This is a genomic window from Burkholderia sp. RF4-BP95 (assembly GCF_001521985.1).
GTDB classification, from domain to species: Bacteria; Pseudomonadota; Gammaproteobacteria; order Burkholderiales; family Burkholderiaceae; genus Burkholderia; species Burkholderia diffusa.
This window is the reverse complement of sequence record NZ_LOSX01000066.1, coordinates 173,663-199,306: the sequence shown is the minus strand read 5'-3', so window position 1 is coordinate 199,306 and position 25,644 is coordinate 173,663. Positions and strand designations below refer to the sequence as shown.

Genomic DNA, 25,644 nt, shown 5'->3' with positions numbered 1-25,644 from the left:
GGCGCGATTTCGCGACGCCCGGACGCCGGTTTGTCCGCCGCAACCGTCCGTCCCGTCTGCGTTAGCACTTTTGAGTATTAAAAAATGAGGAACGATTATTTTTAATCATGTAACCCGTTCGCTAGACTGGCTCGACATCGCAAGACCGACAACACTGGAGAACCAAGGATGGCGAAGCGCAATACGGGGCTGGTGGGCGGAGTGGGCCGCCTGATCGCAACACTCGCGCTGGGCGCGGCGGCAGCGCTGGGCGTGGCGACGCACGCCCAGGCCGATACGACGTTCCTGAACGTGTCCTACGACCCGACGCGCGAGCTGTATCAGGACTTCAACCAGGCGTTCGGCAAGGCGTGGAAGGCGAAGACGGGCGAGACGGTCAACTTCAAGCAGTCGCACGGCGGCTCGGGCGCGCAGGCGCGCTCGGTGCTCGACGGCCTGCAGGCCGACGTCGTGACGCTGGCGCTCGCCTACGACATCGACGCGATCGCCAACAAGGGGCTCGTCAACAAGGACTGGCAGAAGCGCCTGCCGGACAACGCATCGCCGTACACGTCGACGATCGTGTTCCTGGTGCGCAAGGGCAACCCGAAAGGGATCAAGGACTGGGATGACCTGACCAAGCCGGGCATCTCGATCGTCACGCCGAACCCGAAGACGTCGGGCGGCGCGCGCTGGAACTACCTGGCCGCATGGGCATACGCCGTTCACAAGCCGGGCGGCAACGAGCAGAGCGCGAAGGAATTCGTGACGAAGCTCTACAAGAACGCGGGCGTGCTCGACTCGGGCGCGCGCGGCGCGACGACGAGCTTCGTGCAGCGCGGGATCGGCGACGTGCTGATCGCGTGGGAGAACGAGGCGTTCCTGTCGATCAAGGAATTCGGCACGGACAAGTTCGAGATCGTCGTGCCGTCGGTGAGCATCCTGGCCGAACCGCCCGTCGCGGTGGTCGACAAGGTGGTGGACAAGAAGGGCACGCGCAAGCTGGCCGAGGCCTACCTGAATTTCCTGTATAGCCCGCAGGGCCAGGAAATCGCGGCGCGCAACTACTACCGCCCGCGCTCGAAGAACGTGCCGGCGGAGCTGACGAAGCAGTTCCCGAAGCTGAAGCTGTACACGGTCGACGACACGTTCGGCGGCTGGACGAATGCGCAGAAGACGCATTTTGCGGACGGCGGCGTGTTCGACTCGATCTACAAGCCGCAGTAACGCCACGCAGTAACAAACCATAACGACAGCGGCGCGCCACGAGAGCGCGCCGCATCCCCGACGGCCCGCCGGCGCGACTCCCCGCGTCGGCGTTTGCGTCGGACCCATGAGCAGCAACGACCCAGCAAGAGCATCCGATGACGACGTACACCTTTCGCAAGCCGAGCGCGCTGCCCGGTTTCGGCGTGACGCTCGGCATCACGGTGGCCTATTTGAGCCTCGTGGTGCTGATTCCGCTCGCCGCCACGTTCCTGAAGACCGCGACGCTGTCGTGGGACCAGTTCGTCACCGCCGTCGCGTCGCCGCGCGTGCTCGCGTCATACCGGCTGACGTTCTCCGCCGCGCTCGGCGGCGCATTGATCAACGCCGTGTTCGGCTTTCTCGTCGCGTGGGTGCTGGTGCGCTACACGTTCCCGTTCAAGCGCCTCGTCGACGCGATCGTGGATCTGCCGTTCGCGCTGCCGACGTCGGTCGCCGGCATCTCGCTCGCGGCCGTCTATGCGACCAACGGCTGGGTCGGCCAGTATCTCGCGCCGTTCGGCATCAAGATCGCGTTCACGCCGGTCGGCGTGCTGGTGGCGCTGACCTTCATCGGGCTGCCGTTCGTCGTGCGTACCGTGCAGCCGGTGCTCGAGGATTTCGAGCGCGAGCAGGAAGAGGCCGCCGCGTGCCTCGGCGCATCGCGCTGGCTGACGTTCCGCCGCGTCGTGCTGCCGGCCGTGCTGCCGGCGCTGCTCACCGGCTTCGCGCTGGCGTTCGCGCGCGCGCTCGGCGAGTACGGCTCGGTCATCTTCATCGCCGGCAACGTGCCGATGAAATCCGAGATCACGTCGCTGCTCATCATCACGAAGCTCGAGCAGTACGACTATGCGGGCGCGACCGCGCTGGCGGTCGTGATGCTGGTCGTGTCGTTCCTGATGCTGCTGTTGATCAACTCGCTGCAGTGGTATCTGCAGCGCCGCACGAGCAAGGGCGCGAGCGGCCCCGCGCCGGCGACCGTCACCGTTGCCGCAGCAGCAGGAGGCCAGCAATGACCCAGGAGTCCAACGCCGTGCTGAACGACCCCTCCGTCGCGCGCGTGCGCGCCGCGAAGCAGCCCGACCCCGTCAGCGAGCCGCGCGCCGTGCGCTGGCTGCTGATCGGCGTCTCGCTGACGTTCCTTGCGTTCTTCCTCGTCGTGCCGCTCGCCGCGGTGTTCTTCGAGGCGCTGCGCAAGGGCGTCGGCTTCTATCTCGAATCGCTCGCCGATCCCGACGCATGGTCGGCAATCAAGCTGACGCTGACCGTCGCCGTGATCGCGGTGCCGTTGAACCTCGTGTTCGGCGTGTGCGCATCGTGGGCGATCGCGAAGTTCGAATTCCGCGGCAAGGCGTTGCTGACCACGCTGATCGACCTGCCGTTCTCCGTGTCGCCGGTGATCTCGGGCCTCGTCTACGTGCTGCTGTTCGGCGCGCAGGGCTGGCTCGGGCCGTGGCTGCAGAACCACGACGTGCAGATCATCTTCGCGGTGCCGGGCATCGTGCTCGCGACGATCTTCGTCACGTTTCCGTTCGTCGCGCGCGAGCTGATTCCGCTGATGCAGGCGCAGGGCACCGACGAGGAAGAGGCTGCGCGCGTGCTCGGCGCATCGGGCTGGCAGATCTTCCGGCGCGTGACGCTGCCGAACGTGAAGTGGGGCCTGCTGTACGGCGTGATCCTGTGCAATGCGCGTGCGATGGGCGAGTTCGGTGCGGTGTCGGTCGTGTCCGGCCACATCCGCGGCGTGACCGACACGATGCCGCTGCACGTCGAGATCCTGTACAACGAATACAACTTCGCGGCGGCGTTCGCGGTGGCGTCGGTGCTGGCGCTGCTCGCGCTCGTCACGCTCGCGCTGAAGCTGCTCGCCGAACGTCACCTCGCCGCCGAACTGGCCGGCGCACGCGATGACGTTCCCGCTCATGCCGGCCCCGTCGCCGCCATTTCGTCGAAATCGTAAAGAGGCAACCAGAATGGGTATTACCGTCCGTCACCTTCAGAAGCGCTTCGGCGATTTCACCGCGCTCGACGATGTGTCGCTCGACTTTCCGCCGGGCGAGCTCGTCGCGCTGCTCGGGCCGTCGGGCTGCGGCAAGACCACGCTGCTGCGCGTGATCGCGGGCCTCGAGCACGCGGACGCCGGCCAGGTCGTGCTGCAGGGGCTCGACGTCGCGTCGGTCGGCGCGCGCGATCGCCAGGTCGGCTTCGTGTTCCAGCATTACGCGCTGTTCCGCCACATGACCGTGTTCGAGAACGTCGCGTTCGGGCTGCGCGTGAAGCCGCGCCGCGAACGGCCGTCCGAAGCCGTGATCCGCGAGAAGGTGCACGAGCTGCTGAAGCTCGTGCAGCTCGACTGGCTCGCGCAGCGCTACCCGTCCGAGCTGTCGGGCGGCCAGCGCCAGCGGATCGCGCTGGCCCGCGCGCTCGCGGTCGAGCCGAAGGTGCTGCTGCTCGACGAGCCGTTCGGCGCGCTCGACGCGAAGGTGCGCAAGGAACTGCGCGGCTGGTTGCGGCGCCTGCACGACGACCTGCACATCTCGACGATCTTCGTCACGCACGACCAGGAAGAGGCGCTGGAAGTGGCCGACCGGATCGTCGTGCTGAACCGCGGCCACGTGGAGCAGGTCGGCAGCCCGCAGGACGTCTACGATCATCCGCAAAGCGCGTTCGTCTACGAGTTTCTCGGCGCAGCGAACCGGCTGCCCGGCACGGTCGCCGGGCGCGGCTTCGTCGCCGAGGGGGCGGCTGCGCCGATCGCGGTCGACGCCGATTTCGCGGGCCCCGCGAACGCGTACGTGCGACCGCACGACCTGCAGCTGTGGCCGGCCGGCGACGGCCATCGCGACGGCATCGCGGTCGACGTGCGCCGCGTGATCCCGCTCGGCGGCTCGGTGCGTGTCGAGCTCGAGGCCCGCACGGGCGGCGCACTCGAAGCGGAACTCGATCGCGACGCGTGGCGCGCGCTCGCGCTGCAGGTCGGCGACGGCGCGACGGCCGTGCCGCGCGCGGTCCGCGTATTTCCCGCACACTGACGCCCGAGCCCGGTAAAGAGAAGAGGGCGGATACCGCTCCGGATCGACATTCGAACAACGACAGCCCAAGAGGCATACCCATGAATTTTCAGCAATTGCGTTTCGTGCGCGAAGCCGTGCGCCAGAACATGAACCTGACGGAAGTCGCGAACGTGCTGTACACGTCGCAGTCGGGCGTGTCGAAGCAGATCAAGGATCTCGAGGATGAACTGGGCGTGGACATCTTCATCCGGCGCGGCAAGCGGCTCACGGGGCTCACGGAGCCCGGCAAGGCCGTGCACCAGCTGATCGAGCGGATGCTGCTCGACGCGGAAAACCTGCGCCGGGTCGCGCGCCAGTTCGCGGACCAGGACAGCGGCCACCTCGTCGTCGCGACGACGCACACGCAGGCGCGCTACGCGCTGCCGAAGGTGATCCGCCAGTTCACCGACGTGTTCCCGAAGGTGCATCTCGCGCTGCGACAGGGCAGCCCGCAGCAGATCGCGCAGATGATCCTGAACGGCGAAGCGGATCTCGGCATCTCGACCGAGGCGCTCGACCGCTATCCGGACATCGTCACGTTCCCGTGCTATTCGTGGCACCACACGGTCGTCGTGCCGAAGGGGCATCCGCTCGTCGGCCGCGAGAACCTGACGCTCGACGAAATCGCCGAGTACCCGATCATCACGTACGACCAGGACTTCACGGGCCGCTCGCACATCGACCAGGCATTCGCGCAGGCCGGCGCCGTGCCCGACGTCGTGCTGACCGCGATCGACGCGGACGTGATCAAGACCTACGTCGAGCTCGGGATGGGGATCGGCGTCGTCGCGGCGATGGCCTTCGATCCGCAGCGCGACACCGGGCTCGTCGCGCTCGACACGCAGCACCTGTTCGAGGCGAGCACGACGCGCGTCGGGTTGCGCAAGGGCGCGTTCCTGCGCGCGTATGCATACCGGCTGATCGAGATGTTCGCACCGCACCTGAACGAAGCCGAAATCGCCTCGCAACTGCGCGAAGTGGCCTGATCATCGAGCACATGATGTTTCGGGGGCAAGGCAGGCGCCCGCCGGACGACCGCGACGAAGCGGCGCCGCCGCACCCCGGGTAACGCGCCGCAATCGGAGCGCGCAACCGCGCGCTCCGAATAAACCCTTAAATATTGATCAGACGGGTTGCGCGTCGACCCGAAACGGTACAGCATAGCCTTCACTCCGCCGGCGTCCCCGCCGGCGGTGGCGCGTCGACGACAGCACGCGCCAGGCAGTCGGCCGTCTGCCTCGCTTCCATTCCGTGGTACCGACAAGCAGCATCGATGGCCAATGCCCGGGTAGTGTGGCGCAAACGTTTGCTCACATTAAAACAACAGTCCGGCCCTTTGGGCCAGTCGCCAGGAGATGTGTATGAATGTCCGCTTTCGCCGTCGCTTCCTGACCGCCGCGCTTGCCGCCGTCGCGGTCGCCGCCGCACCGGTCGTCCATGCCCAATCGGCAGGCAAGCCGAAGGTCGCGCTCGTGATGAAGTCGCTCGCCAACGAGTTCTTCCTGACGATGGAAAACGGCGCGAAGGAATACCAGAAGCACAACGCCGGCCAGTTCGACCTGATCACGAACGGGATCAAGGACGAGACCGACACCGCGAACCAGATCCGCATCGTCGAGCAGATGATCGTGTCGAAGGTCGATGCGATCGTGCTCGCGCCCGCCGATTCGAAGGCGCTCGTGCCGGTCGTGAAGAAGGCGGTCGACGCGGGCATCATCGTCGTGAACATCGACAACCGGCTCGATCCCGACGTGCTGAAGTCGAAGAACCTGAACGTGCCGTTCGTCGGCCCCGACAACCGCAAGGGTGCGCGCAAGATCGGCGACTACCTCGCGAAGCGGCTGAAGGCGGGCGATCAGGTCGGCATCATCGAAGGCGTGTCGACGACGACCAATGCGCAGCAGCGCACGGCCGGCTTCCAGGATGCGATGAAGGCGGGCGGAATGAAGGTCGTGTCGGTGCAGTCGGGCGAATGGGAGATCGACAAGGGCAATGCGGTCGCGTCCGCGATGCTGAACGAATACCCGAACCTGCGGGCGCTGCTGTGCGGCAACGACAACATGGCGATCGGCGCCGTGTCGGCCGTGCGGGCGGCGGGCAAGCAGGGCAAGGTGCTCGTGGTCGGCTACGACAACATCAACGCGATCAAGCCGATGCTGAAGGACGGCCGCGTGGTCGCGACCGCCGACCAGTACGCGGCGAAGCAGGCCGTGTTCGGCATCGACACGGCGCTCAAGGCGATCGCCGAGCATCGCAAGCAGGCCGACATGACCGGCGTGGTCGAGACGCCGGTGGATCTCGTGACGAAGTGACGCCACGCCGCCACGGCCGCCGCGCTCAAGAATCCGGGCCGGCGGCCGTTATCCGGAGTGAGCGCGATCACGGCCACTGCAAGCACTTGTGAGCGTCATACCCGCGCGCCGCGTGCGCGCGGCCGCAACCAGGATCGCGATGGAACCGACCTTCCAACCCTCCCGTTCAGCCGTTCCCGTGCTGTCCGTCTCCGGCGTGGGCAAGACCTACGCCGAACCCGTGCTCGCCGACGTCACGCTGACGCTCGCGCCGGGTGAGGCGCTCGCGCTGACAGGCGAGAACGGCGCAGGAAAGAGCACGCTGTCGAAGATCATCGGCGGGCTCGTCGACCCGACGACCGGCACGATGCAGCTCGGCGGCCAGGCGTATGCGCCGGCGAGCCGCACGCAGGCCGAGGCGCTCGGCGTGCGCATGGTGATGCAGGAGCTGAACCTGCTGCCGACGCTGACGGTCGCCGAAAACCTGTTTCTGAACCGCCTGCCGCGACGCTTCGGCATCATCGATCGCGCGCGGCTGCGCGACGACGCGCGTGCCGCGATGGCGCAGGTCGGGCTCGACGCGGTCGACCCCGATACGCCGGTCGGCGCGCTCGGCATCGGCCACCAGCAGATGGTCGAGATCGCGCGCAACCTGATCGGCGACTGCCGCGTGCTGATCCTCGACGAGCCGACCGCAATGCTGACCGCGCGCGAGGTCGAACTGCTGTTCGAGCAGATCGACCGGCTGAAGGCGCGCGGCGTGGCGATCGTCTACATCTCGCACCGGCTCGAGGAGCTCGCGCGCGTCGCCGAGCGCGTCGCGGTGCTGCGCGACGGCCGGCTCGTGCATGTCGGCGACATGGCCGCGACGACGTCCGACGGGCTCGTCACGCTGATGGTCGGTCGCGAGCTCGGCGAGCACATCGATCTCGGCGCGCGCCATATCGGCGCGCCGCGACTCGTCGTGTCGGGCATGACGCGCGGCACGGCCGTGCAGGACGTGTCGCTCGAAGTGCGCTCGGGCGAGATCTTCGGCATCTCCGGGCTGATCGGCGCGGGGCGCACCGAGCTGCTGCGGCTGATTTACGGCGCGGATACGCCGGACGCCGGGATGATCGCGGTCGGCGATCCGCTGAAACCGGCGCACATCGGCTCGCCCGTCGACGCGGTGAAGCACGGCATCGCACTGATCACCGAGGACCGCAAGGGCGAAGGGCTGCTGCTGTCGCAGTCGGTCACGTCGAACGTCTCGCTCGGCCAGCTCGACCGGCTCGCGCGCGGCGGCATCGTCGACACGACGCGCGAGACGGCACTCGCCGAGCGGCAGATCGACGCGTTGCGGATCCGCACGCACGGCGCCGCGCAGGCGGTCGGCGAACTGTCGGGCGGCAACCAGCAGAAGGTCGTGATCGGCCGCTGGCTCGCGCGCGACATGGGCGTGCTGCTGTTCGACGAACCGACCCGCGGGATCGACGTCGGCGCCAAGTTCGAGATCTACACGCTGATGGGCGCGCTCGCCCGCGAGGGCCGTGCGCTGGTGGTCGTATCGAGCGACCTGCGCGAGCTGATGCTGATTTGCGACCGGATCGGCGTGATGTCGGCCGGCCGCATGACCGCCGTGTTCGAACGCGGCAACTGGACCCAGGATGCGCTGCTGGCCGCGGCGTTCGCCGGCTTCGGCCGCGAAGCGCTGCCGGACGGCGTGCGGCATCCGGATGCGGAAGGCGCGCCGCGCGCGGCTTCCGGCACTTCGACCACAGGACAACGGCAATGACCCAGCCTCCCGTATCCCCGAGCGACGCAGGCGCGCAGCAGACCGTGACGGGGCGCCGCGCGCGCACGCTGTCCGGCACACGGCTCGGCGTATCGAACTATCTCGGGCTCGCCGGCGCGCTCGCCGCGATGATCGCGCTGTTTTCGGCGCTGAGTTCGCATTTCCTGACCTACGATACGTTCAGTACGATCGCGAACCAGATCCCCGATCTCGTCGTGATGTCGGTCGGGATGACCTTCGTGCTGATCATCGCCGGCATCGACCTGTCGGTCGGCTCGGTGCTCGCGCTGGCCGCGTCGATGGTCAGCGTGGCCGCGCTGAAATGGCAGTGGGGGCCGCTGCCGGCCGCGCTGATCGGGATCGCGGTCGCGACCGCGACGGGCTCGCTGACGGGCGCGATCACGGTCGGCTGGCGGATTCCGTCGTTCATCGTGTCGCTCGGCGTGCTCGAGGCCGCGCGCGGCGTCGCATACCAGCTGACGAATTCGCGCACGGCCTACATCGGCGACGCGTTCGATTTCCTGTCGAACCCGATCGCGCTCGGCATCTCGCCGGCGTTCCTGATCGCGGTCGCGGTGATGATCGCGGCACAGTTCGTCCTGACGCGCACCGTATTCGGACGCTATCTCGTCGGGATCGGCACGAACGAAGAGGCGGTACGGCTTGCCGGGGTTAACCCGCGTCCGTATAAAATCGTCGTATTCGCACTGATGGGCGCGCTCGCGGGGCTCGCGTCGCTGTTCCAGATCTCGCGGCTCGAGGCCGCCGATCCGAACGCGGGCGCGGGCGTCGAGCTGCAGGTGATCGCAGCCGTCGTGATCGGCGGCACGAGCCTGATGGGCGGGCGCGGTTCGGTGATCAGCACGTTCTTCGGCGTGTTGATCATCTCCGTGCTGGCCGCGGGGCTGGCGCAGATCGGCGCGAACGAGCCGACCAAACGGATCATCACCGGGGCGGTGATCGTGGTCGCGGTCGTGCTCGACACGTATCGCAGCCGGCGCGCGCGCGCCCGGTAGAACTACTACACGGAAAGCAGACCAGAGAGAAACGGGAAATGGCGACGATCAAGGATGTGGCAGCCATGGCGGGCGTGTCGTTTACGACCGTCTCGCACGTGGTGAACAATTCGCGGCCTGTGTCCGCGGATGTGCGTGCGAAGGTCGAGGGCGCGATCCGCGAGCTGAATTACGTGCCATCGGCCGTGGCGCGCTCGCTGAAGGCGCGCTCGACGGCGACCATCGGCCTCGTCGTGCCGAACAGCACGAATCCGTACTTCGCGGAGCTTGCGCGCGGCATCGAGGACCAGTGCGCGGCCAACGGTTATTGCGTGTTCTTCTGCAACTCGGACGACGATCCCGTGAAGCAGCGCAACTACCTGCGCGTGCTGCAGGAAAAGCGCATCGACGGGCTGATCGTCGCGTCGGCCGGCGAGGACACGGTGCTCGCGCAGACGCTTGCGGATGCGCATGCGCCGCTCGTCGTCGTCGACCGCAACATCGAGGGGCTCGCGGCCGACCTTGTGCAGATCGACCACGAACGCGGCGCCTACCTGGCGACGCGTCACCTGCTCGAACTCGGGCACGCGAAGATCGGCTGCATCACCGGGCCGACCGACACGGCCGTCAGCGCCATGCGCGTGCACGGCTTCATCCGTGCGATGGCCGAGCGCGGCATCGACATCGTGCCGGGCGCGATCGCGGAAAGCGATTTTTCGTGCCTCGGCGGTTACCACGCGGCATCCCGGCTGTTCGAGTCGGTGCATCCCAGCGCGATTTTCGCGGGCAACGACCTGATGGGCGTTGGCGCGCTGCGCGCGGCGGCCGAGCGCGGCATGCGCGTGCCGGACGACTGCTCGATCATCGGCTTCGACGACATCGAATTCTCCCGCTACACGTATCCGGCGCTGTCGACGGTTGGCCAGTCGGTGCGCGCGCTCGGCGAAATGGCCGCGCAAACGCTGATCGAGCGGATCGGCGGCGGTTCGACGGCCGCGCCGAGCCGTCGTCGCGTCGTGTCGCCGCGCCTCGTGCTGCGGGAATCGACGGCGGTTTACCGCGAGCCGGCCGCGCCGGGCGGTCGCCCATGACGGCGCGTGCGGCGGGCGCCGGCCGCGTGACGGTGGTCGGCAGCCTCAACATGGATCTCGTCGTACGGGCGCCGCGGCTGCCGCTGCCGGGCGAAACGCTTGCCGGTCATGCGTACGCGCAGGCCGCGGGCGGCAAGGGCGGCAACCAGGCCGTCGCGGCGGCGCGGCTCGGGGCGCAGGTCGCGATGATCGGCTGCGTCGGCGCGGATGCGCACGGTACCGCGCTGCGGGCCGGCCTCGAGGCCGAAGGCATCGACTGCTCGCGGCTCGCGACGAGCGCGACGGCGTCGACCGGTGTCGCGCTGATCGTCGTCGACGACGCGAGCCAGAACGCGATCGTGATCGTCGCGGGCGGCAATGGCGAAGTGACGACCGATACGGTGGCGCGGCACGAGGCCGCGCTTGCGGCGACCGACGTGCTGATCTGCCAGCTCGAGACGCCGCCGGACGCCGTGTTCGCGGCGCTGTCGGCCGGGCGGCGGCTCGGCCGCACCGTCGTGCTCAATCCGGCGCCGGCCGTGGCGCCGCTGCCGGACGGCTGGTTGCCGCTGGTCGATTACCTGATCCCGAACGAAGTGGAGGCGGCCGCGCTGACCGGACTGCCGGTGCGCAATCCGGCCGAGGCGGAAGCCGCGGCGCGTGCGCTGCACGCGGCCGGCGCGCGCAACGTGCTGATCACGCTCGGCGCGCGCGGCGTGTTCGCGCTGACGGCCGACGGCGCGGCGCGCCATTATCCGGCGCCCGTCGTCAAGGCAGTCGACACGACCGCGGCCGGCGATACCTTCATCGGCGCTTTCGCCGCGCGGCTCGCGGCGGGCGAGGCCATCGACACGGCCATCCGCTTCGCGCAACGTGCGGCGGCGCTGTCGGTCACGCGCGCAGGCGCGCAGCCGTCGATTCCCACTCTCGCCGAACTGGCCGAATAGGGCTGGATCGCGCACCCCGGCAGGCGCGTGCGGAAGCAGGCGCCTGCCGTCTTTCCCCCCATTGCCCGATCGCGATGCCTGCCACGCGCTTTCGCGAGGCGGGCTTGCGATGCTTCGACCCCATTGTTCAGAAATTTGTAATGAACTAATGAATTGCTGAAAAAAATGACGTGAATACCATCAAGCTGCGCAACATCCGGTCGTAAATACATCAGGACGAAACGCTGTTTCGAAAAATGGGCCTTGCCCGTTCATGACGACGCAATACAGGAACAATGATGGTGATCGGAAACCTGACGATACGTGCACGCATCGGTTTGACGATGGCGTTTCTCGCGATACTGCTGGGGGTGATCGGCGTGCTGGGCGTGTACGGGATGACGCGTTCGAACGACGCGACGCGCGAGATTTTCACGAACCAGATGCCGAGCGCGGTCGACGTGGCCGTCGCCGAAATGTACGCGGCGCGCGAGCGCCTGGCGCTCGATCGCGCCGCGCTGCTGGTCGGGACGCCCGAATCGGCCGCGGCGGTGGAGCGTAGCCGCGCGATGCGCGCGCAGTCCGATGTGTGGTGGAAAAAATACCTCGCGCTGCCGCGCGATGCGGACGAGGATCGACTCGCGCAGGACGTCGCCGCGAAGCGGCAGGCGCTACAGCGCGGTTGCGACGCGTTCGGCGGCCTTGTCGCGACGGGCGACCACGACCGGATCGGCGAAGGCGCCAAGCAACTCCAGACGCTTTACAACGATCTCTCGGTGGCGAGCGAGGCGCTGCGCAATTTCCAGTTCAGCGCCGGGCAGACGAGCTTCGATCATTCGGAAGCGACGTTCGATACGCTGCGCGTGGTGTCGATCGTCCTGCTGGCGGCTGGTCTGGTTGCCGCGGTGCTGTCGTGGTTGACGCTCAGCCGTGCGATCGGCCGTCCGCTCGCGGACGCGCTCGCGCATTTCGACGCGATCGCCGCGGGCGACCTGCGCCGCTCGATCGTGGTGCAGCGGCGCGACGAAATGGGCCAGCTCCTCGAGGGTCTCGCGAAGATGCAGCGCGGGCTGGTCGACACGGTGCGCACCGTGCGCGGCGGCAGCGAGTCGATCGCGACCGCGGCGCGCCAGATCGCCGCCGGCAACATCGACCTGTCGTCGCGCACGGAAGAACAGGCGTCCGCGCTGCAGGAAACCGCGTCGAGCATGGAGCAGCTGACCGGCACCGTGAAGCAGAACGCGGACAATGCGCGGCAGGCAAGCTCGCTGGCCGCGAACGCGTCGGAGATTGCAAACAAGGGGAATACGGTGGTCGGCCAGGTGGTCGGCACGATGGGCGAGATCAACGACAGCTCGGCGAAGATCGCGGACATCATCGCGATCATCGAGGGAATCGCGTTCCAGACCAACATCCTGGCGCTGAACGCGGCGGTCGAAGCCGCGCGCGCCGGCGAGGAAGGCCGCGGCTTCGCGGTCGTCGCGGGCGAGGTGCGCAGCCTCGCGCAGCGTTCGTCGAGTGCGGCCAAGGAGATCAAGGCGCTGATCGACGCGTCGGTGGAGCGCATCCGGACGGGCTCGACGCTGGTCGACGAAGCCGGCCGCACCATGAGCGACGTGATCAGCGCGGTGCAGCGCGTGACGGACATCATGGGCGAGATCGCGGCGGCCTCCGAGGAGCAGAGCGGCGGCATCGACCAGGTCGCGCGCGCGGTCGCGCAGATGGACGAGGTCACGCAGCAGAACGCCGCGCTCGTCGAGGAAGCGGCGGCCGCCGCGCAATCGCTCGACGAGCAGGCCGCGCGCCTGCGCGAAACGGCGTCGGTGTTCCGGATCGACGACGATGCGGCGAAGCCGGCAGCCGCCGTTGCGCGTCAGGCGCCGCGCGCGGTGGCCGCGCCGGCAGTCGCGCCGTCCGTCGTGCCTGTTTCGCCGCCCGCACCGGCCGCGGCGCGCAACGATCGTGACGCTGCGCCGAAGCGCCCCGCGCCGGCGCGCAAGCCGGCGGCCGCTGCACCCGCGCCGGTGGCTGCGTCTGCCGGCGCCGACGACTGGGAAACGTTCTGAGTCGCGCGCACTGCGCATCTATCCCCATTTGGCAGCACACGACGCCCGCGACATGCGGGCGTCGTCGTTTCGGCGGCCGGTGAAATGTGACAGCGCGCGTGAACGTGCGTGCGTCGCCACGCGTTGCATGTGCGCATCCGCGCTACGGGTATCTCCGGACGATGCGAAAAAAATTTGTAACGGTGCGCGCAGCGTGTCGTCGAAAACGTCTGCTCGAACGTCTAGGGATGAAGGGGAGAGTGAAGGGTGCGGCGACGGCGGCGGAGGCATCCAACGCACGAGACGTTCCGATGCTCGACGAGACGCGTCGGATGCAGTTTCTGCGGCTCGGGAGATCGATTGTAAAGCGTCGAAATGCGTTGTCCAAGCGGTGTTGTCGAGAATGACGAACTTCATACGAAGAGTTCGTGAAAAAAAATAAGAAAGGGTTTAGGATGAATTCGAACGCGCTTGCTTCTGCGCAGTCATAGAAGGCAGGCACGTCTTCAGACTCAGGCGAGGGAGGTAGCATGGATATTTACAGCAGCTTCGCGAACCGCTTCGAAAAAACGCGAGAGGAAGAGTTCTCGCTGGAGGAGTATCTCGCGCTCTGCAAGAACGATCCGTCAGCGTACGCCACGGCCGGCGAACGCATGCTGGCTGCAATCGGGGAACCGGAACAAGTCGATACCCGCAACGACCCGCGCCTGTCGCGGATCTTCGCGAACAAGGTTATCAAGGTCTATCCCGCGTTCCGTGAGTTCTACGGAATGGAGGAAGTGATCGAGCAGGTGGTCGCGTACTTCCGCCACGCTGCGCAAGGGCTCGAAGAAAAGAAGCAGATTCTCTACCTGCTCGGGCCGGTGGGCGGCGGCAAGTCGTCGATCGCCGAGCGCCTGAAGCAACTGATGGAACGCGTGCCGTTCTATGCGCTCAAGGGTTCGCCCGTCAACGAATCGCCGCTCGGGCTGTTCGACTACGACGAGGACGGCCCGATCCTCGAAGAGCAATACGGCATTCCGCGCCGCTACCTGAAGAGCATCCTGAGTCCGTGGGCCGTCAAGCGCCTGCACGAATACAACGGCGACATCCGCCAGTTCCGCGTGGTGCGCCGCTTTCCGTCGATCCTTCGGCAGATCGGTATCGCGAAGACGGAGCCTGGCGACGAAAACAACCAGGACATCTCGTCGCTCGTCGGCAAGGTCGACATCCGCAAGCTCGAACAGTACGCGCAGGACGATGCCGATGCGTACAGCTACTCGGGTGGCCTGTGCCTGGCGAACCAGGGCCTGCTCGAATTCGTCGAAATGTTCAAGGCGCCGATCAAGGTGCTGCACCCGCTCCTGACCGCCACGCAGGAAGGCAACTTCAAGGGCACCGAAGGATTCGGCGCGATTCCGTTCGACGGCGTGATCCTCGCGCACTCGAACGAGTCGGAGTGGAAGGCATTCCGCAACAACCGCAACAACGAGGCACTGCTCGACCGGATCTTCGTCGTGAAGGTGCCGTACTGCCTGCGCGTGTCGGAAGAGACGAAGATCTACGAGAAGCTGATCCGCAATTCGTCGCTGGCCGAAGCCGTGTGCGCGCCGGGCACGCTGAAGATGATGTCGCAGTTCTCGGTGCTGTCGCGCCTGCACGAGCCGGAGAATTCGAGCCTGTTCTCGAAGATGCAGGTGTATGACGGCGAAAACCTGAAGGACACCGATCCGAAGGCGAAGTCGTACCAGGAGTATCGCGATTACGCCGGCGTGGACGAAGGGATGACGGGCGTGTCGACACGCTTCGCGTTCAAGATCCTGTCGCGCGTGTTCAACTTCGATTCGAGCGAGGTCGCGGCGAACCCCGTGCACCTGATGTACGTGCTCGAACAGCAGATCGAACGCGAGCAGTTCCCGCCGGAGACCGAGCAGAAATACCTGTCGTTCGTGAAGGACGTGCTCGCGTCGCGCTACGCGGACTTCATCGGCAAGGAGATCCAGACGGCTTACCTCGAATCGTATTCGGAGTACGGGCAGAACATCTTCGACCGCTACGTCACGTATGCGGACTTCTGGATCCAGGATCAGGAATTCCGCGATCACGACACGGGCGAGAGCTTCGACCGCGCCGCGCTGAATGCGGAACTGGAGAAGATCGAGAAGCCGGCCGGGATCAGCAATCCGAAGGATTACCGCAACGAGATCGTGAACTTCGTGTTGCGCGCGCGGGCGGCGAACGCCGGGAAGAACCCGGTGTGGACGAGCTACGAGAAGTTGCGCGTCGTGATCGAGAAGAAGATGTTCTCGAATACCGAGGAACTGTTGCCGGTCATTTCGTTCAACGCGAAGGGGTCGGCGGAGGAGCAACGCAAGCATGAGGACTTTGTGAACCGGATGGTCGCGAAGGGCTATACGCCGAAGCAGGTGAGGCTGCTTTGCGACTGGTACCTGCGCGTGCGCAAGTCGTCATGACGCGCGCGGTACCGCGCCCGTACGGCGAGTCCGTACGGGCACCTTCAGAGGCGCCGCCCGCATGACGGCAGACGGCATGCGCGGCGAGTGCCCCGGCAGATCGACTTTCGAGCGGGAGACCGGGAGTGCTTCATCAAATCATCGACCGCAGGCTGGCCGGCAAGAACAAGAGCATCGCCAACCGCGAACGCTTTCTGCGTCGCGTCAAGAACTACATTCGTCGTGCCGTGTCCGACGCGGTGCGCGACCGTAGCATCAAGGATATCCAGAGCACGCAAAGCATCACGATTCCGCGCAAGGACATCGCCGAGCCGAATTTCCGGCATGCGCCTGGCGGGCGTCGCGAATACGTGCACCCGGGCAACGAAGACTACGTGCGCGGCGACAAGATTCCGCGTCCGCAGGGCGGCTCGGGCGGCGGCGGCAGTCAGGCGAGCAACGAGGGCGAAGGGCAGGACGACTTCGTGTTCGAGTTGTCGCGCGACGAATTCATGCAGTATTTCTTCGACGATCTCGAACTGCCGCGCCTCGTGAAGACGCACCTGCTGACGGTGCCGAGCTGGAAGAACGTGCGCGCGGGCTGGTCGGCGGAAGGCACGCCGAACAACATCGACGTCGTGCGCTCGCTGCGCAGCGCGCTCGGCCGGCGCATCGCGCTCGGCTCGCCGCTCGTCAACGAGTTGCGCGAGCTGGAGGCGCAGCTCGAGGCGCTGAAGATCGACCCGGAAGACCGCCGCGCGGAAATCGCGACGCTCGAGGCCGAGATCCATCATCTGAAGGGGCGCATCTGGCGGATTCCGTTCATCGATCCGTTCGACCTGCGCTACATCAACCGCGTCAAGCAGCCGCAACCGTCGAGCCAGGCCGTGATGTTCTGCCTGATGGACGTGTCGGGCTCGATGGACGAGCAGCGCAAGGATCTCGCGAAGCGCTTCTTCATCCTCCTGTACCTGTTCCTGAAGCGCAACTACGAGCGCATCGAGGTCGTGTTCATCCGTCACCACACGCGTGCCGAGGAAGTCGACGAGGACACCTTCTTTCATTCGACCGAAAGCGGCGGCACGGTCGTGTCGAGCGCGCTCGAGCTGATGCGCAAGGTGATGAACGAGCGCTACTCGCCGACGGAATGGAACATCTACGGCGCGCAGGCGTCCGACGGCGACAACTGGACAGACGATTCGCCGAAGTGTCGCAAAATCCTGGAAGAGGATATCCTCACCAAGACGCGTTACTTCGCGTATATCCAGGTCGCGCCCGAAGAGCAGAACCTGTGGCTGGAGTACGCGCAGCTGGCGTTGTCGCAACCGCATCTCGCGATGAAGAAAGTCGAATCGGCTGCGGACATTTACCCGGTGTTTCGCGAATTGTTCGAAAAGCAGGTGGAAATGTCATGACGACCCGCCATCTGCACAACGAGTCGCGCGGCTACGCGCCGCGCCCTTCCGGCGACGACACGGCCGGCCCTGCCGCATCGCAGCAAAGCGGCCGGACCGAGCCGGCGGCGCCGGCCGCCGACTTGCCCGCTGCCGGGCAGAAGGAAGCGCGTATGAACGTGGCCGAACGCAAGCCGCTGCCGTGCCCGTCCGACTGGACCTTCGAACTGCTCGAGGAATACGACACGCACATCTCTCAGGTTGCCGAGCAGTACGAGCTCGACATCTACCCGATCCAGCTCGAACTGATCAGCGCCGAGCAGATGATGGATGCGTACGCGTCGGTCGGGATGCCGGTCAACTATCGCCACTGGTCGTTCGGCAAGCACTTCCTCGCGACCGAGAAAAGTTATCGTCGCGGCCAGATGGGGCTCGCCTACGAGATCGTCATCAACTCGAATCCGTGCATCGCGTATCTGATGGAAGAGAACACGATGACGATGCAGGCGCTCGTCATCGCGCACGCGGCGTACGGGCACAACTCGTTCTTCAAGGGCAACTACCTGTTCCGGCTGTGGACCGACGCGCACGCGATCATCGATTATCTCGTGTACGCGAAGAACTACGTCGCCGAATGCGAGGAGCGCTACGGCCTCGATCGCGTCGAGGAACTGCTCGATTCGTGCCATGCGCTGATGAACTACGGCGTCGATCGCTACAAGCGGCCGCAGAAGCCATCGCTGTCGAAGGAGGCCGCGCTGCGGCGCGAGCGCGAGGCGTATCTGCAGTCGCAGGTCAACGAGCTGTGGCGCACGCTGCCGGGCAAGAAGCCCGAGCAGATGGAGGAGCAGGAGGAGCGCTACCCGCCGGAGCCGCAGGAGAACCTGCTGTATTTCGCGGAGAAGAACGCGCCGCTGCTCGAGCCGTGGGAGCGCGAAGTGATCCGCATCGTGCGCAAGATCGGCCAGTACTTTTATCCGCAGCGGCAGACGCAGGTGATGAACGAAGGCTGGGCGACGTTCTGGCACTACACGCTGCTCAATACGCTGTACAACCAGGGCAAGCTGGAAGACGGCTTCATGATGGAGTTCCTGCATTCGCACAGCAACGTGGTCTATCAGCCGCCCGTCACGAAGCCGTACTACAGCGGGATCAACCCGTATGCGCTCGGCTTCTCGATGATGAGCGACATCCGGCGGATCTGCGAGGCGCCGACGGAGGAGGACTACAAGTGGTTTCCGGAGATCGCGGGCACGCCGTGGCTGCCGGCGATGCACTACGCGATGCGCAATTTCAAGGACGAGAGCTTCATCGCGCAGTACCTGTCGCCGAACCTGATCCGCGAAATGCGGCTGTTCTCGGTGCTCGACGACGACATGCGCGATTCGCTCGAGGTATCGGCGATCCACGACGAGTCCGGCTACCAGTACGTGCGGCAGGCGCTGTCGCGTCAGTACGACATCCATCACCGCGAGCCGAACATCCAGGTATGGGCGGTGAACACGCGCGGCGACCGCAGCCTCACGCTGCGCCACTTCATGACCGACAACCGCCATCTGTCGAACGACAGCGAGGAAGTGCTCAAGCACATGGCGCGGCTCTGGCAGTTCGACGTATTTCTGGAAAGCGTCGACGAGGCCGGTACCGTGCGCAAGCGCTACGAGTGCCGCTACGTGCCGCCGGAGGTGCGTGTCTGAGCACCGGGACCGGGAATAGTTTGCACCGGACGCCAGCCTCGCGGCTGGCGTTTTCATATGACGAACGGGTGGCGGGAGAAAATTTTTCTACATCCGGACGAACCCGGAAAGCCCGTTACTTTACATTTCGCTAAAATCCCGTAGCGCCGTGCGCCGGAACCGGTGCCACGTGCGACCGCACGCGGCGGCCCCAGCCGTCTCGCCCAGAAAGCACTAAAAGGAACAGACCAACCCATGGACGTCCAGACCGACCAAGCTGCGCTGTCCGCGCATGACACCCGGCGGCGCGTGTTCGCCATCGTCGGCGCCTCATCGGGCAACCTCGTCGAGTGGTTCGACTTCTACATCTACTCGTTCTGCGCGCTGTACTTCGCACCGGCGTTCTTCCCGAGCGGCAACACGACGACCCAGCTGCTGAACACGGCCGGCGTGTTCGCGGCCGGCTTCCTGATGCGTCCGATCGGCGGTTGGCTGTTCGGCCGCATCGCCGACCGTCATGGCCGCCGCACGGCGATGATGATCTCGGTGCTGATGATGTGCGGCGGCTCGCTCGTGATCGCGGTGCTGCCGACCTATGCGCAGATCGGCGCGCTCGCACCGGCGCTGCTGCTGGTCGCGCGGCTGTTCCAGGGCCTGTCGGTGGGCGGCGAATACGGGACGAGCGCGACCTACATGAGCGAGGTGGCGCTGAAGGGCCGCCGCGGCTTCTTCGCGTCGTTCCAGTACGTGACGCTGATCGGCGGCCAGCTGTGCGCGCTGCTCGTGCTCGTGATCCTGCAGCAGACGCTGTCGGGCGACGAGCTGAAGGCATGGGGCTGGCGCATTCCGTTCGTGGTCGGCGCGGCGGCCGCGCTGATCTCGCTGTACCTGCGCAAATCGCTCGACGAGACGTCGACGAGCGCATCGCGCGACAAGAAGGATGCGGGCACGATCCGCGGCGTGTGGCAGCACAAGGGCGCGTTCTTCACGGTGGTCGGCTTCACGGCCGGCGGCTCGCTCATCTTCTACACGTTCACCACGTACATGCAGAAGTACCTGGTGAACACGGCCGGCATGCATGCGAAGACCGCCAGCAACGTGATGACCGTCGCGCTGCTCGTCTACATGCTGATCCAGCCGGTGTTCGGCGCGCTGTCCGACAAGATCGGCCGCCGCACGTCGATGATCCTGTTCGGCGCGTTCGCGGTGATCGGCACGGTGCCGCTGATGCACGCGCTGAAGACCGTGACGAGCCCGACGGCCGCGTTCGTGCTGATCACGATCGCGCTCGCGATCGTCAGCTTCTACACGTCGATCAGCGGCCTCATCAAGGCCGAGATGTTCCCGCCCGAAGTGCGCGCGATGGGCGTCGGCCTGTCGTATGCGGTCGCGAACGCGATCTTCGGCGGCTCGGCCGAGTACGTCGCGCTGTGGTTCAAGTCGATCGGCAGCGAGGAAACCTTCTACTGGTACGTGACGGTGCTGTGCGCGATCTCGCTGATCGTGTCGTGGCGGATGCGCGATCCGAGCAAGGAAGGGTATCTGCGTCACGAACCGTGATCGACGGGGCAGCCTCGCGAGGCTGTCCGCATCGACCGGCAACGTGCAACGGGACGGCGCTCCGCCACACAGGCGGCGCGCCGTTTTTTATGCGCGCCGTCTTCGCATGGACACGCGCAAGCGCATCGCGGGACGCGCGATATCGATATCGGAATCGCTTCGTTGTCCATCGCGTGCGATGCCTTTATTCTGAACCCGTAGTTCGTGTGACACCTCCTTGACTGGGATTCGCGCCCGCTGCGTGCAGCGGGCGTCTTTTTTTGAAGCGCGCGATGGCGCACGCAGTCTCGAGCGTCATCACGAAACCCGCAGAGCAAAGCACCAATTGTTGGTTCGGAATTGCCGCACGCGCTGATACGTTAGCGGCTTCGCGACGACACACTCCGTCGCGATGTTCCTCGAACCGGCCGTCGCGCGATCCGCGGCGGCCCTCATGACAAATCAAATCAGGTCGTGCTCATGAAACTCCACACTCTCGCTACGTGGCTCGTCGGGGCCGCGCTCGTCACGGCCGGCACGGTCGCGCACGCGGACCGCCTCGACGACATCAGGAAGGCCGGCGTGCTGCGCGTCGCGACCTTCGACAGCAATCCGCCGTTCGGTTATGTCGACGGCAAGAGCAATCACATCGTCGGCCTCGACGTCGACTATGCGAAGGCGCTGGCCGACAAGCTCGGCGTGAAGCTGCAGTTGCAGCCGACCAATCCCGCGAACCGCATTCCGTTCCTGACTTCCGGCAAGGTCGATCTGGTGCTCGCGAACTTCACGATCACCGACGAACGCGCGAAGCAGGTCGACTTCAGCATCCCGTATTTCTCGTCGGGCCAGCAGTTTCTCGCGAAGAAGGGCGTACTGAAATCGGCCGACCAGCTGAACAGCCTGCGCGTCGGCGCGGACAAGGGCACGACGAACGAAATCACGCTGCGCGAGAAATTCCCGAAGGCGACGATCGTCGCATACGACGACACGCCGTTCGCATTCGCCGCGCTGCGCGCCGGCAACGTGCAGGCGATCACGCAGGACGGGCCGAAACTGATCGGCCTGCTCGCGAACGTGCCCGACAAGCAGAACTACGAGATCCCGGCGTTCACGATCTCGAATGACTACATGGGCGTCGGTGTGCCGAAGGGCGAGACGCGCCTGCTCGGCTTCGTCAACGACACGCTGAAGGGCCTCGAGGCAAACGGCCGCGCGACGCAGATCTACGACGCGTGGTTCGGGCCGACGACGAAGACGCCGCTCACGCGCATCTTCCGCATCGGCGACAAGACCTGAGTCGCACGCCAGGTGCGCCGCGTTCCGCCGCCGGCCACGCCGGTGCGCACGGATCGCGGCACTTTCCGTTTCTTTTCGATCGCGCGCTTCGCACCCGCACCACGACATGCTCGGGTTGGCTCCCAAATATCTGTCCTGGCTCTGGCAGGGCTTCCTGCTGACGCTCGGCCTCGCGGCCGCGTCGGCGCTCGCCGCGACCATCGGCGGGCTGCTGCTCGCCGTCATGCGGCATGCGCGCGGCACGGTGCCGCGCACGCTCGCGGCCGGTTACGTCGTCGCGTTCCGCAACACGCCGCTGCTCGTGCAGTTGTTGTTCTGGTATTTCGGCGTGGCGTCGTTGCTGCCCGATACGTGGGTCGCGTGGCTGAACGCGCGCCATCAACTCAGCGCGGGCCCGCTCACGCTCGCGTGGCCGTCGTTCGAGTTCGTCGCGGGCTGGTTCGGGTTGAGCGCGTACACGGCCGCGTTCGTCGCCGAGGAATGCGAAGCCGGGCTGCGCGGCGTGCGCCGCGCGCAGCATGACGCGGCCGCGGCGCTCGGCCTCACGCCGATGCAGTCGCTGCGCTACGTGGTGCTGCCGCAGGCCGTGCGCATCGCGCTGCCGCCGTTGTTCGGCCAATACATGAATCTCGTGAAGAACTCGTCGCTCGCGATGGCGATCGGCGTCGCCGAGCTGTCGTATGCGTCGCGGCAGGTCGAGACGGAGACGTTCAGGACCTTCGCTGCGTTCGGTGTCGCGACCGTGCTGTACATCGTCGCGGTGGCCGCGATCGAAGCCGGCGCCTATGCGGCCACGCAATGGCGTGACCGGCTCGGGGCGGGGCGCTGACGATGGACATCTCGCTGCTGCTCGACAACCTGCCGTACCTGCTCGTCGGCGCGTTCCCGGACGGCCCGCTCGGCGGCGCCGCGCTGTCGCTCGTGCTCGCGATCGCGTCGGCGATGGCGTCGGCGATCCTGGGCGTGGCGCTCGGCGTCGCGATGGCGCTCGCGCGCGGCCCGCTGCGCGTGCTGCTGCTCGCGTTCATCGGCTTCTTCCGCGCGATTCCGGTGCTGATGCTGATCTTCTGGACGTATTTCCTGATGCCGATGCTGCTGCACATGGACGTGGCGGGGCTCGCGACGGTCGTGTGCGCGCTGGCGCTGATCGGCGGTGCGTATCTCGCGCATGCGGTGCATGCGGGCATCGTCGCGGCCGGCGACGGGCAGTGGCAGGCGGGGCTGTCGCTCGGGCTCACGCGCTGGCAGACCGTGCGCTACGTGCTGCTGCCGCAGGCGATCCGGATCATGACGCCGTCGTTCGTCAACCAGTGGGTCGCGCTCGTGAAGGACACGTCGCTCGCGTATATCGTCGGCGTGCCGGAATTGTCGTTCGTCGCGACGCAGGTGAACAACCGGCTGATGGTGTATCCGGCGCCGATCTTCCTGTTCGTCGCGGCGATCTATCTCGTGTTGTGCACGTCGCTCGACGGCGCGGCGCGCTGGCTGCTGTCGCGTCGTCCGCGTGCGGAGCGCCTCGCGCGGGCGGCGGAGCGCACGGAGCCGGCGCAGTGAAGGCCGCCCGCGTCGCCGCCGCTCGAACGGCGACGGGCGAGATGGTGCTTCGGTGCGCCTGCGTCAGGACGCGCTGTAGTGCGTATCGAAGACCGCGCGCAGCGTCGACGGACCGGTCGCGAAGTCGCCCCACAGCGGGCCGTCGGTCTGCGCGAATGCGAACGGCGTCGTACTGATCGACGCGAGGCGGAAGCGCCATTGCGCCGCTTCCTGGCGGAACGCGGTGAGCTGCATGTCGGACAGCCCCGTCTGCGCGCTCGCGAGCGTGACGAGCGGGTCGACCGGATCGTTCGCGACGCGCACCTCGAAGTGCAGGTGCGGCCCGGTGGCGGCGCCGGTCATCCCGACCGAGCCGAGGCGCTGGCCCTGCTTCACGGTTTCACCGGTCTTCAACCCGTGCGCGAACGCGGACAAATGCGCGTAGTAGGTCGAATAACCGTCCGCATGATCGACGATCACGTAGTGGCCGTAACCGCCCGGATCGGTGCCGACGAACGACACGACGCCATCGGCCGCCGCATTGACGGGCGTGCCGGACGGCGCGGCGAGGTCGACGCCGGTATGGAACGCCATCGCCTGCGACAGCGGGTGGACGCGTTCGCCGAAGAACGAGCTGATGCGCGTCCATTTGACGGGCATCGTGAACGCGGCTGCTTCGAGCGGTGCGCCGTCGAGCGTGTAGTACGCGCCGTGGTCGGCGCCCGGCGCGCGGAACCAGATCGCGCCGAACGTGCGGCCTGCGACGCGCAGTTCGAGCGCGGTGAGGTGCGGCGTGCCGTTGTTGGTGTCGTACGCGACGCGGTAGTAGTCGCCGCGCTGGGCGCTGGCGCGCATCGCGACCTTGCCGGTCACGAGATCGCCGAGCTGGATGCGCACCTCGGGCGGCACGTCGAGACGGTTCAGCGTATCGGACAGCGTGAGTTCGATGTCGCCCGCGCGCATCCCGTGTTGCTGTTCGGGCGCCGCGAACTGGAACAGGTTCGTATAGCCGAGCATGTCGTTGCGGTGCGCGCTGAGCGGCGCGAACAGGCCCGGCTGCAGGCTGCGCTCGCCGCCGCGTTCATCGAGTTCGTTGCGCTCGCCGATCGTGCGCGCGAGTTCGCTCGTCACGAAATGCTGAGCGGTGGGAAACGGCGTGTCGGACAGCACGCGCTGCGGCAGCGCGGCCGTGCCCGAATCGACGGCGCCCGGCAGTTGCGAGACGGCCGGCAGCGCGGCGGCGAGACCGAAGGCGGCGAGGGCGCCGAGCACGGCGGCCGGCACGAGCGCGCGCACGAGGCGCTGCGCGCGGCCGGGCGCGAAAGCATCAGGGGTTGCGGCAGGCTTGACCAAGGGTGTCCACATCCAGGAAAGCGGTTCAAAGAGGTGTGGGCGGGAGCCATCGGCGGCATATCCGTCGGGTGGCGACGGGGCGGGCGACGGGCGTGCAACAAAACAGGCCCCGCCAGGGGCCTGTGTCGTTTCCGTTCGACCCAACTCGCGGGCAGGCCCGCTTCGAACGGCGGCGTGAACTTTCCGGGTCGCACCCGGATTATCACGAAGACGCTAAAGAAAGATGACAGCGTCAGTCTACCGATGTTCCGCGAAACGTTAAAAATTTTAAAGAGGGTCAGCGCATTCGTTTCGCACTGCGGTAAATCGGGTTAAATCAGCATTTATTGCGTGGCTTTGGGTTCGGCTGGCAATTTTTGCGCGCGCACGCGCAGCGCAGCAGATGTCCGGACGGCGTCGAAGCCCGCATCGAGCATCGCTTCCGCGTCGGTCCACAGATTGCCGCGCAACCGGTTGGTCCAGATCATCGATGCGAACACGCCTTCGAGCAGCGACACGAGATAGACGGCCGCCAGATGCACGTCGAGATCGGCGGCGAGTTCGCCGGACGCGATCGCGCGGCGCAGCAGCGCCTTGGTGATGCGCAGCATCTGCAGCTCGAGCAGCATGCGGCGCCGCTGCAGCGCGCCGTTCTCCTCGCTTTGTTCGCACTTCGTATAGAGGATCACGAGCACGCGCTGCATCGCGCCCGGCTCGCCGCATTGCTGAAGATAGTGCGATGCCGCGCGGCGCAGCGTGGCGAACGCGGGCAGGTTGTCGACCGCGTCGAAGCCTTCCGACGTGCGCGCGAACGCGCGGTCGCACATCGCGAGACACACTTCCATCTTGTTGCGGTAGTGGCCGTACACGGCGCCCCGCGACATTCCGGCGGCCTCGGCGAGGTCCGCCATCGCGGTTTGCGCGACGCCTTTTTCGAGCAGGACGAGCTCGGCGGCGTCGAGGATCCGGTGCTTGATGGCGAGCGATTCTTCCCGGGTCTTGCGGGCCATGTCGTGAATTTCCTTACAGTTCGCTGTCGTTTTATTGAGACAGTAGGGCGGTCC

Annotated in this window: 20 protein-coding genes; 18 read left to right on the top strand and 2 right to left on the bottom strand. The window is 66.4% G+C overall.

Annotation, left to right across the window (positions count from 1 at the left end):
- The first annotated feature begins 168 nt into the window (after positions 1 to 168).
- The 18 genes from WS46_RS22020 to WS46_RS21935 all read left to right on the top strand — a co-directional run bounded on the left by WS46_RS22020 (position 169) and on the right by WS46_RS21935 (position 23,269).
- The gene (locus tag WS46_RS22020; protein WP_059524480.1) at positions 169 to 1,206 is read left to right on the top strand and encodes a sulfate ABC transporter substrate-binding protein; all 1,038 of its coding nucleotides are present in this window, start codon (positions 169 to 171) and stop codon (positions 1,204 to 1,206) included.
- Between the two features lie 137 nt (positions 1,207 to 1,343).
- Positions 1,344 to 2,240: a sulfate ABC transporter permease subunit CysT gene (gene cysT / locus WS46_RS22015; protein ID WP_059524478.1), complete on the top strand. Its 897-nt coding sequence runs from the start codon at positions 1,344 to 1,346 to the stop codon at positions 2,238 to 2,240.
- Positions 2,237 to 3,184, top strand: coding sequence for a sulfate ABC transporter permease subunit CysW (cysW, locus tag WS46_RS22010; RefSeq protein WP_059691754.1), 948 nt, complete (start codon positions 2,237 to 2,239; stop codon positions 3,182 to 3,184). Before cysT ends, cysW begins: the two co-directional genes overlap by 4 nt.
- A gap of 13 nt (positions 3,185 to 3,197) precedes the next feature.
- A complete protein-coding gene (locus WS46_RS22005; RefSeq protein WP_059524474.1) occupies positions 3,198 to 4,256 on the top strand; it encodes a sulfate/molybdate ABC transporter ATP-binding protein in 1,059 nt (352 codons plus the stop codon).
- Positions 4,257 to 4,336: 80 nt separating this feature from the next.
- Entirely contained in the window at positions 4,337 to 5,263 is a 927-nt protein-coding gene (locus WS46_RS22000; protein ID WP_059524472.1) for a CysB family HTH-type transcriptional regulator, read from the top strand.
- A 375-nt stretch (positions 5,264 to 5,638) separates the two neighbouring features.
- Positions 5,639 to 6,589 carry a sugar ABC transporter substrate-binding protein gene (locus tag WS46_RS21995; protein WP_059449643.1) on the top strand — a complete coding sequence of 317 codons (951 nt, stop codon included), beginning with the start codon at positions 5,639 to 5,641 and terminating at the stop codon, positions 6,587 to 6,589.
- A 139-nt stretch (positions 6,590 to 6,728) separates the two neighbouring features.
- Positions 6,729 to 8,342, top strand: a complete 1,614-nt coding sequence (locus WS46_RS21990; RefSeq protein ID WP_059691753.1) for a sugar ABC transporter ATP-binding protein — start codon at positions 6,729 to 6,731, stop codon at positions 8,340 to 8,342.
- The gene (locus WS46_RS21985) at positions 8,339 to 9,358 is read left to right on the top strand and encodes an ABC transporter permease (protein WP_059524466.1); all 1,020 of its coding nucleotides are present in this window, start codon (positions 8,339 to 8,341) and stop codon (positions 9,356 to 9,358) included. Before WS46_RS21990 ends, WS46_RS21985 begins: the two co-directional genes overlap by 4 nt.
- A gap of 38 nt (positions 9,359 to 9,396) precedes the next feature.
- Positions 9,397 to 10,428, top strand: a complete 1,032-nt coding sequence (locus WS46_RS21980; protein WP_059524464.1) for a LacI family DNA-binding transcriptional regulator — start codon at positions 9,397 to 9,399, stop codon at positions 10,426 to 10,428.
- Positions 10,425 to 11,354: a ribokinase gene (gene rbsK / locus WS46_RS21975; RefSeq protein WP_059691752.1), complete on the top strand. Its 930-nt coding sequence runs from the start codon at positions 10,425 to 10,427 to the stop codon at positions 11,352 to 11,354. Before WS46_RS21980 ends, rbsK begins: the two co-directional genes overlap by 4 nt.
- A gap of 278 nt (positions 11,355 to 11,632) precedes the next feature.
- Complete coding sequence (locus tag WS46_RS21970) at positions 11,633 to 13,399, top strand: methyl-accepting chemotaxis protein (protein WP_059691751.1); 1,767 nt, start codon at positions 11,633 to 11,635, stop codon at positions 13,397 to 13,399.
- A gap of 509 nt (positions 13,400 to 13,908) precedes the next feature.
- Positions 13,909 to 15,831 carry a PrkA family serine protein kinase gene (locus WS46_RS21965; protein WP_059524460.1) on the top strand — a complete coding sequence of 641 codons (1,923 nt, stop codon included), beginning with the start codon at positions 13,909 to 13,911 and terminating at the stop codon, positions 15,829 to 15,831.
- A gap of 125 nt (positions 15,832 to 15,956) precedes the next feature.
- A complete protein-coding gene (locus tag WS46_RS21960; RefSeq protein WP_059524458.1) occupies positions 15,957 to 17,225 on the top strand; it encodes a YeaH/YhbH family protein in 1,269 nt (422 codons plus the stop codon).
- Positions 17,222 to 18,901 carry a SpoVR family protein gene (locus WS46_RS21955; protein ID WP_059691750.1) on the top strand — a complete coding sequence of 560 codons (1,680 nt, stop codon included), beginning with the start codon at positions 17,222 to 17,224 and terminating at the stop codon, positions 18,899 to 18,901. Before WS46_RS21960 ends, WS46_RS21955 begins: the two co-directional genes overlap by 4 nt.
- Positions 18,902 to 19,135: 234 nt before the next feature.
- Positions 19,136 to 20,440, top strand: coding sequence for an MFS family transporter (locus WS46_RS21950; RefSeq protein WP_059524454.1), 1,305 nt, complete (start codon positions 19,136 to 19,138; stop codon positions 20,438 to 20,440).
- Positions 20,441 to 20,899: 459 nt separating this feature from the next.
- Entirely contained in the window at positions 20,900 to 21,715 is an 816-nt protein-coding gene (locus tag WS46_RS21945) for an ABC transporter substrate-binding protein (protein ID WP_059524452.1), read from the top strand.
- A 106-nt stretch (positions 21,716 to 21,821) separates the two neighbouring features.
- A complete protein-coding gene (locus WS46_RS21940) occupies positions 21,822 to 22,544 on the top strand; it encodes an amino acid ABC transporter permease (protein WP_059691749.1) in 723 nt (240 codons plus the stop codon).
- A 2-nt stretch (positions 22,545 to 22,546) separates the two neighbouring features.
- Positions 22,547 to 23,269 (top strand): amino acid ABC transporter permease, encoded by a 723-nt coding sequence (locus tag WS46_RS21935; protein ID WP_059691748.1) that lies wholly within the window; start codon positions 22,547 to 22,549, stop codon positions 23,267 to 23,269.
- Between the two features lie 63 nt (positions 23,270 to 23,332).
- On the opposite strand, the gene WS46_RS21930 is transcribed toward WS46_RS21935, so the two are convergent.
- Both WS46_RS21930 and WS46_RS21925 read right to left on the bottom strand, forming a co-directional pair.
- The gene (locus tag WS46_RS21930; protein WP_059691747.1) at positions 23,333 to 24,613 is read right to left on the bottom strand and encodes a M23 family metallopeptidase; all 1,281 of its coding nucleotides are present in this window, start codon (positions 24,611 to 24,613) and stop codon (positions 23,333 to 23,335) included.
- A 311-nt stretch (positions 24,614 to 24,924) separates the two neighbouring features.
- Positions 24,925 to 25,590 carry a TetR family transcriptional regulator gene (locus WS46_RS21925; RefSeq protein WP_059691746.1) on the bottom strand — a complete coding sequence of 222 codons (666 nt, stop codon included), beginning with the start codon at positions 25,588 to 25,590 and terminating at the stop codon, positions 24,925 to 24,927.
- Between the last annotated feature and the right edge of the window lie 54 nt (positions 25,591 to 25,644).